The sequence below is a fragment of the Paramesorhizobium salinisoli genome, from assembly GCF_003335045.1.
Lineage (GTDB): Bacteria > Pseudomonadota > Alphaproteobacteria > Rhizobiales > Rhizobiaceae > Paramesorhizobium > Paramesorhizobium salinisoli.
In genome coordinates this window covers 1-263 of the sequence record NZ_QOZG01000149.1, presented here as the reverse complement: position 1 = coordinate 263, position 263 = coordinate 1, and the positions used below count along the sequence as shown (strand labels likewise).

Here is a 263-nt window from a genome sequence, read left to right as displayed (position 1 = left end):
TGACGGCAGGGAAAGCAACGGCGTCACCTGCTCGTCCGGCCCATCCCTGCCCAGCGCGATCATTTCCGCCGGCGCGCCCAATGGCCTGACCGGAAGCTACGATCACGGCCAATCCTATGTGCCGTTCAAGGCCAGTCACGGGATCGGCATCACGGGGACGGATCCGATTCCGCTCTACGCGGCACAGACGCTGACGGCGACGAATGCGAACCCGAGCGACCAGATGAGCGATATCTACTGGTCGGCGGTTCCGTCGGATCCGC

Annotated in this window: 1 protein-coding gene; it reads left to right on the top strand. The window is 64.6% G+C overall.

All coding sequences use genetic code 11. The annotated features are described in order from the left end of the window. Positions 1–263, top strand: a 263-nt coding sequence (locus tag DUT91_RS26030; RefSeq protein ID WP_160113736.1) for a hypothetical protein, incomplete at both ends; no start/stop codon positions are given.